The 5,327-nt window shown below is 37.2% G+C and carries 5 protein-coding genes; 4 read left to right on the top strand and 1 reads right to left on the bottom strand.

The features are described 5' to 3' along the window. Positions 1 to 781: 781 nt before the first annotated feature. Together Q0590_RS36515 and Q0590_RS36520 are read left to right on the top strand one after the other, a co-directional pair. Positions 782 to 1,594, top strand: coding sequence for a hypothetical protein (locus Q0590_RS36515; protein WP_302042626.1), 813 nt, complete (start codon positions 782 to 784; stop codon positions 1,592 to 1,594). Positions 1,595 to 1,754: 160 nt separating this feature from the next. Continuing rightward, complete coding sequence (locus Q0590_RS36520; RefSeq protein WP_302042627.1) at positions 1,755 to 2,477, top strand: hypothetical protein; 723 nt, start codon at positions 1,755 to 1,757, stop codon at positions 2,475 to 2,477. Positions 2,478 to 2,630: 153 nt separating this feature from the next. On the opposite strand, the gene Q0590_RS36525 is transcribed toward Q0590_RS36520, so the two are convergent. Beyond that, positions 2,631 to 3,653, bottom strand: coding sequence for an IS110 family RNA-guided transposase (locus Q0590_RS36525; RefSeq protein ID WP_302042628.1), 1,023 nt, complete (start codon positions 3,651 to 3,653; stop codon positions 2,631 to 2,633). A 352-nt stretch (positions 3,654 to 4,005) separates the two neighbouring features. Here Q0590_RS36525 and Q0590_RS36530 point away from each other — a divergent pair, with 352 nt between their 5' ends. Both Q0590_RS36530 and Q0590_RS36535 read left to right on the top strand, forming a co-directional pair. After that, positions 4,006 to 4,524, top strand: a complete 519-nt coding sequence (locus Q0590_RS36530; RefSeq protein ID WP_302042629.1) for a hypothetical protein — start codon at positions 4,006 to 4,008, stop codon at positions 4,522 to 4,524. Between the two features lie 167 nt (positions 4,525 to 4,691). Beyond that, complete coding sequence (locus Q0590_RS36535; RefSeq protein WP_302042630.1) at positions 4,692 to 5,252, top strand: hypothetical protein; 561 nt, start codon at positions 4,692 to 4,694, stop codon at positions 5,250 to 5,252. Positions 5,253 to 5,327: the final 75 nt, after the last annotated feature.

Below are 5,327 nucleotides of genomic sequence, written 5' to 3' on the forward strand. Positions count from 1 at the left end.
AACTTAAAGAACTATTGCCTCCCTATTGGAAAAAAACCGAGGCATCACCTCTGCCTGAAATATAACCTGCTATTTCACCGGACGGATACTTATTATTTTGTTCATTTGGAGTATCTCTTCATGTATATCATCAAAGGAAACCAATACATTAAGACTAACTAAAAGTGAATTAAGTGAATTGATTTCCATTATAGATTCCAATCTTAAATACAACCCCCACTTAAACTACCATGTCTTGTATAGTGAAATATTCAACGATAGCACAATAGTAATTAAGATTTATAACAATGGAATCCTTGCCCATCAAGAACTAGGTGTCTGTGAGTCTTTTAAAATTGAGTATTGTAATGTTTTTGTTTATGATTCAAAGCTATGTAGAAATACCAGTATACCTGATAGTTTGATATCAAAGGAAGGCGGGGATCCCTTTTATATTCCTGATAGTCCTTATTGGTCTATTCTTGTCAGTAGACGAGAAGGGCAAATCATATTTACTAAAATGGAATTACTACCTAGATACTTGAAAACAGATGTCCCATTTGTTGAAGATGCTGAAATCTTGTGAGCTATGTTGATGAACCAGCTTATCAATTGAATTTAATCGAGTGTAAAGAAACTAATATAATAAATGCTGTGCCCATAACACCCTGCAAATGATAACCGTGGCATTCCAACGCATTACTTTAGCATAAGCCAACGGTATAAAGTAGCAGTTGAGCCTTTCTTGGCTATTGAAATGAGTATGTTTAAATTAACAAAAGTTCCTACTACACAAATTAGAATGAAATTGATATTTGTCTATTGCCTGACTGTAATAGTTGTACTTACTAGTTGTAATAATTCAAAAGATACAATCTTACCTGTCAGATTGCTCTACCCTATAGAAATCAAGGCTGATTTGAATGAATACATTCAGAGGTATAAGTATGATGACAAAAATCGCATAGTAGAGGAATATACTTATGAAGCAGGCTATGAAGAATTCTTTCATTATGAGTATGATAATAAAAATCGAATTATCAAACGAACTAAGGCTGTAAGTTACATTAATTATCCAGGACGTGATAATCATGGATATACTCTCTATGAGTATAATGCTAATGATCAATTAGTGAAGGAAATATGGTTTTCCATTAATAAAAATGATCAACCCATCCAATCAGGCTATAGCCTACATGAATATAGCTCTCCGGAGAAAACACTTAAAACATCCATTTATTATCATTCACAAAGTGGTTTTCAACTTGAGCGATATTACACGTATGAATACTTACATGGCTTATTAATCAAATCCGACGTTTATGATTCTAATGACAAACTTGAGCTTAGCTACCTGTTTGAATATGATGGCAAAAACAACCCTTATTCAGCTGTAAAATCTGCTGCTGTACTTGATAGATTATATGGCTTTTCCAACTTTGCTAAAAAGTATAATATAGTAAAACTCATGATTATTCAACCCGATGGATCTTCCATCAGCCCTTATGAGAATATATATGAATATAATGCAGAAGGTTATCCAATCAAGAGAAAAGAAATTTCTTGTTGTGGCTTTTTAGATCGCAACGAAACTATCACTTATAAAAAGAATTAAAAACTGCCAAGAACACTCAACTCAATCGACAACCTGCCCATTCTAAGCGAAAAGCCACACCACAAGGGCACGGTTTGCGGGAGTTGTTGGTCATTGCTTGCAAGCGAAGATTAAGACATTTTCGTACCGGCTCTTTTAAGCCATTCCAATACCTATACTGATGTTGACAGAAAATATTGCTTTAAGCCCCCAATACGAAAATCATCAGAAGCAATTTGATTACATATTTCAAAAAGCTCATCTGATCCATACTACCAGTCAGGAGGTGTCACCGAAATACCGACTGGACATCCATCACTATCACCACGGGTATTTGACCAGTGAAAAATCAGGCTATTCCATCAGTTGCCAGCAACTCATCTTACGTAACCAAGTGGGGGAATCTGTCTTTGAATATAAAAATCGCTTTGGGTACGTTTTTTATCATTATCTGCAACATTCCAATACGAATGAATATTTGCTTTGTGGTAATGACTTACACGAATACGTGGTATATAACATTACACGCAACCAGGTGCATCAGTACGCAAGTCCTGGCCTTTTACAACCGGAAAAACGCACCTCACACTATTGGTACATCAAAGAGCTTTTGTATAGTCCTACGGCTGATTTAATAGCTGTCAATGGACAGGATATGATGAACTGCCCGGCCGTAACAGTGTTAGAATTAGACGCTCCCGATGTAGTTCCGTTGAAGATGCTAAATTTAGGTTTATATCTGGGCCAGCACTACGAGGAAGGCTACTTCTGTCGTGCCCTTGCCTGGACAGCGGATAGCGGTTTACAACTTTGGGTAGGAGAAGAAGTGTCACAAACGGTTATACTACCTGTAAGGCAAATTCGGGAATTACTACAAAACCAGGAGAACAGTACGGGACTCTAATGCTAGCAGACTAAAGAAGAGGAAAGAAGTAAAACACCTGCAAGCAACACCACCTCCACGACAACCGACCTTGCCTCATCTGCAGGCAAAGCTGGAGGACCAGTTTGCGAGGAGGTTTGGTTCGAAATCTATGAGTAAGTCAAGTATTTTTGACTATATTTTGTCCAATTTTTCCACATAGGGTGTACCCCGTTTCACCACAGCTACAATTTGGTGCAGGAGCTTGTTTTGCACAGCATTCAACACCGACATCTTAGGTTTTCCTTCCTCGACTTTTCGCTTAAAATACTTTTTAAACTCCTGATTGTATTGGATACTACTCATGGAAACCAGATACAGAATTCGTTTCAGCTCTTTGTTAGCAAACTTGGAGACGCCAGTTTTTCCATATACACTTGTGCCGCTTCGATACTCAAACGGGGCTACCCCACAATAACAGGCAAGCTTTCTCCCATCTTCCATCTTGGCAAAGCCGTGGGTATAAACAAGCAGGGTAATGGCTAAGACTTTGCCAACGCCTTTAATCGAAGTAACTAAATCATATTTCTTCTTTAGTTCTGTATCAGATTCGATAAATTCACTCATTTTCTGCTCTACTTGCTCTAAACTTTTTTCCAGCCCTTTGATAGCATCTTTATTTACCCGCTGCAGGGTTTTGCCGGAAGCTGCATCGACCGAGAGCATTTCTTTGACAGTGGTTTTGATGCTGTTCAAGGCTTTCAATAAGCGGTTGCGATTTGCTTGTAAGTCTTTGAGCTTTTCTAGGGTGAGGTTGCTTAGATTCACAAGGCTAGCTTTATTTTGGTGCATAAAAGCATATCTGGCTATGCGTTCTGCATCAACTTTATCATCTTTACCTCTTACAAGGCCAATGCTACGTTTGATTTGCAGCGGAGTTTCTAGCCAGACAGCAACTTGTCTACTCATCAGATAGTGTACCAGTCTTCGGGTATATAGACCGGTGTGTTCCATACAAAAAAGCGTATCTGTTTCTAGTTCACACCCATAACTTTTCAGCCAAGCTTTCATTCTTTGAAAGCCTTGCATGTTGTTGTTAAATTTTTGGTAGTATAGACTTCCATCACTTGTGCGAATCAGACATACATCGAGGCTTTCCTTAGAAATATCAGTGCCTACAATAAAAGCATACAGAGAAGAATGGGAGAGCTTTTGCATAGCATTACAATAAAAAGTGAGACATGCATCGAAACCTTCATACTGAGCCTAGAAGCCCAAAAATCTATATGATTCTTTCTCACAGAAAAAGGCAACCGGACTGAATCGGACCATAGGTCGTTAGCGCCTTATTATGCCTTAGTGCACCGGCCGCCTATTTGTGGATAAGATGGATAACTCTGCTTACCCTAAAGCTCTACAAGAGTTACCCACTTACCCACAAATGTTACAACAATCATTTTTATTGTATCAATCTCTTTGAATTATTATATTGAGCTAATCTAAAGATTATGTCCAATGAAAATTAGTAAAAATGACTTTCGTTTTTTTCTCCAAAAAGTTTTTTCCGATTATGAAAAAATTCATGGTTATACTACCTTTTTTACTTCTTGTCTCCTGTAGCTACTATGAAGATGGACCAATCGTAAGTTTACGAAATCCAGAAAAAGCAGTTGATGGAGACTGGAAAGTGACTTCTTATACGGTTAATGGTTCAGATTCAATGTGGGTAATAAAAGAGTTGCATTTAGATGGTAAGTGGAATCTTCATTTTATAGAACATAAACCGGCTGCTTCCTATATTGATTTACCCAGATTTTCAGTTATTAGTTATTCGGCTGATAAGAGTGTAAAATATACCTATTATGGTAAATATAAGGGGAATGATAAAAGAAGCGAACCAGAATTGGGTTTTTCTTTCGATGATTACGGAATAGACACCGCTTATACAGACATTGATCGGCAAATGAGTTTACAAATGCCTTTGCAATGGGTAAATTGGGAAATCACAAGGCTTACAGGAAAAAAGCAAATGTGGTTAGAGATAGATCATGATGGGAAGCATTATGAGTTAAGATTTAAGGAATATTAACTACTTATTATCATGACTCTTGATATAACAAGCTAATAATCCCATTAATAAATGAAAATCACAGGACATAACACTATAAAGTCCGTTAACTTTGCTCTCAAAGCGCATTGCCTCACCGCAATCGCCATCAGTTTCCGGCTGTATTTGGGCAATTGGCGGTAATCTAAATGAGATTAAATAAGATACATTTCATAAGAATATTTATTTACACTATAGCAATTCTGCCTACTATCATCTTATTTGAAAAAATTAGCGTGTACTGGTGGATGTCATTCAATTTTAAAAAAGCTCAAGATTACTTTATGGTTCATAATGAATCACATTGGTATATTATTTTGATTTCTACCGGGTTAACTTTATTTTGTTTGATTTTTATATCAGGCTTGAGTCTGAGAATTTGGAGTTATCAACTCATAAGAATTACTCTAATGATTCTATTAGCTTTTTCATTGTTAGATTTAAGTAGCCAATCAAAGAGCTTCTTATTTCATGATCGAATGGTGCTTCACTCAGACCATACTGGACTGCACGAAGATCCTATGACTTTTGATGAAAAATGGGAAAATATCTATAGGCCATTAGTAGTAAGTCTAGGAATGTTTATTCCTCTTGGCCTAATACTTTGGATGTGGCTGAAAACAGAGATTAAAGATGTATTCAATAAAAGACAACTGCCAACATCAAATACCAACGACAACCCTGGCGCAGCCGCACAATCATCAGCATGAGCCAAGGGTATGCGAGGGTCTGTGGGCCATGTGCGACTCGTTTTCTTGAAAGATCGAGAGATCGGGGAAAGAAGA

This window comes from Rhodocytophaga aerolata (assembly GCF_030503435.1).
In the GTDB taxonomy this organism is placed as follows: Bacteria; Bacteroidota; Bacteroidia; order Cytophagales; family 172606-1; genus Rhodocytophaga; species Rhodocytophaga aerolata.

Excerpts from the sequence above, each read along its gene's own strand:
- Q0590_RS36535 (WP_302042630.1), top strand. The coding sequence starts at position 4,692 with ATGAGATTAAATAAGATACATTTCATAAGAATATTTATTTACACTATA.
- Q0590_RS36520 (WP_302042627.1), top strand. The coding sequence starts at position 1,755 with ATGTTGACAGAAAATATTGCTTTAAGCCCCCAATACGAAAATCATCAG.
- Q0590_RS36525 (WP_302042628.1), bottom strand. The coding sequence starts at position 3,653 with ATGCAAAAGCTCTCCCATTCTTCTCTGTATGCTTTTATTGTAGGCACT.
- Q0590_RS36530 (WP_302042629.1), top strand. The coding sequence starts at position 4,006 with ATGAAAAAATTCATGGTTATACTACCTTTTTTACTTCTTGTCTCCTGT.
- Q0590_RS36515 (WP_302042626.1), top strand. The coding sequence starts at position 782 with ATGAAATTGATATTTGTCTATTGCCTGACTGTAATAGTTGTACTTACT.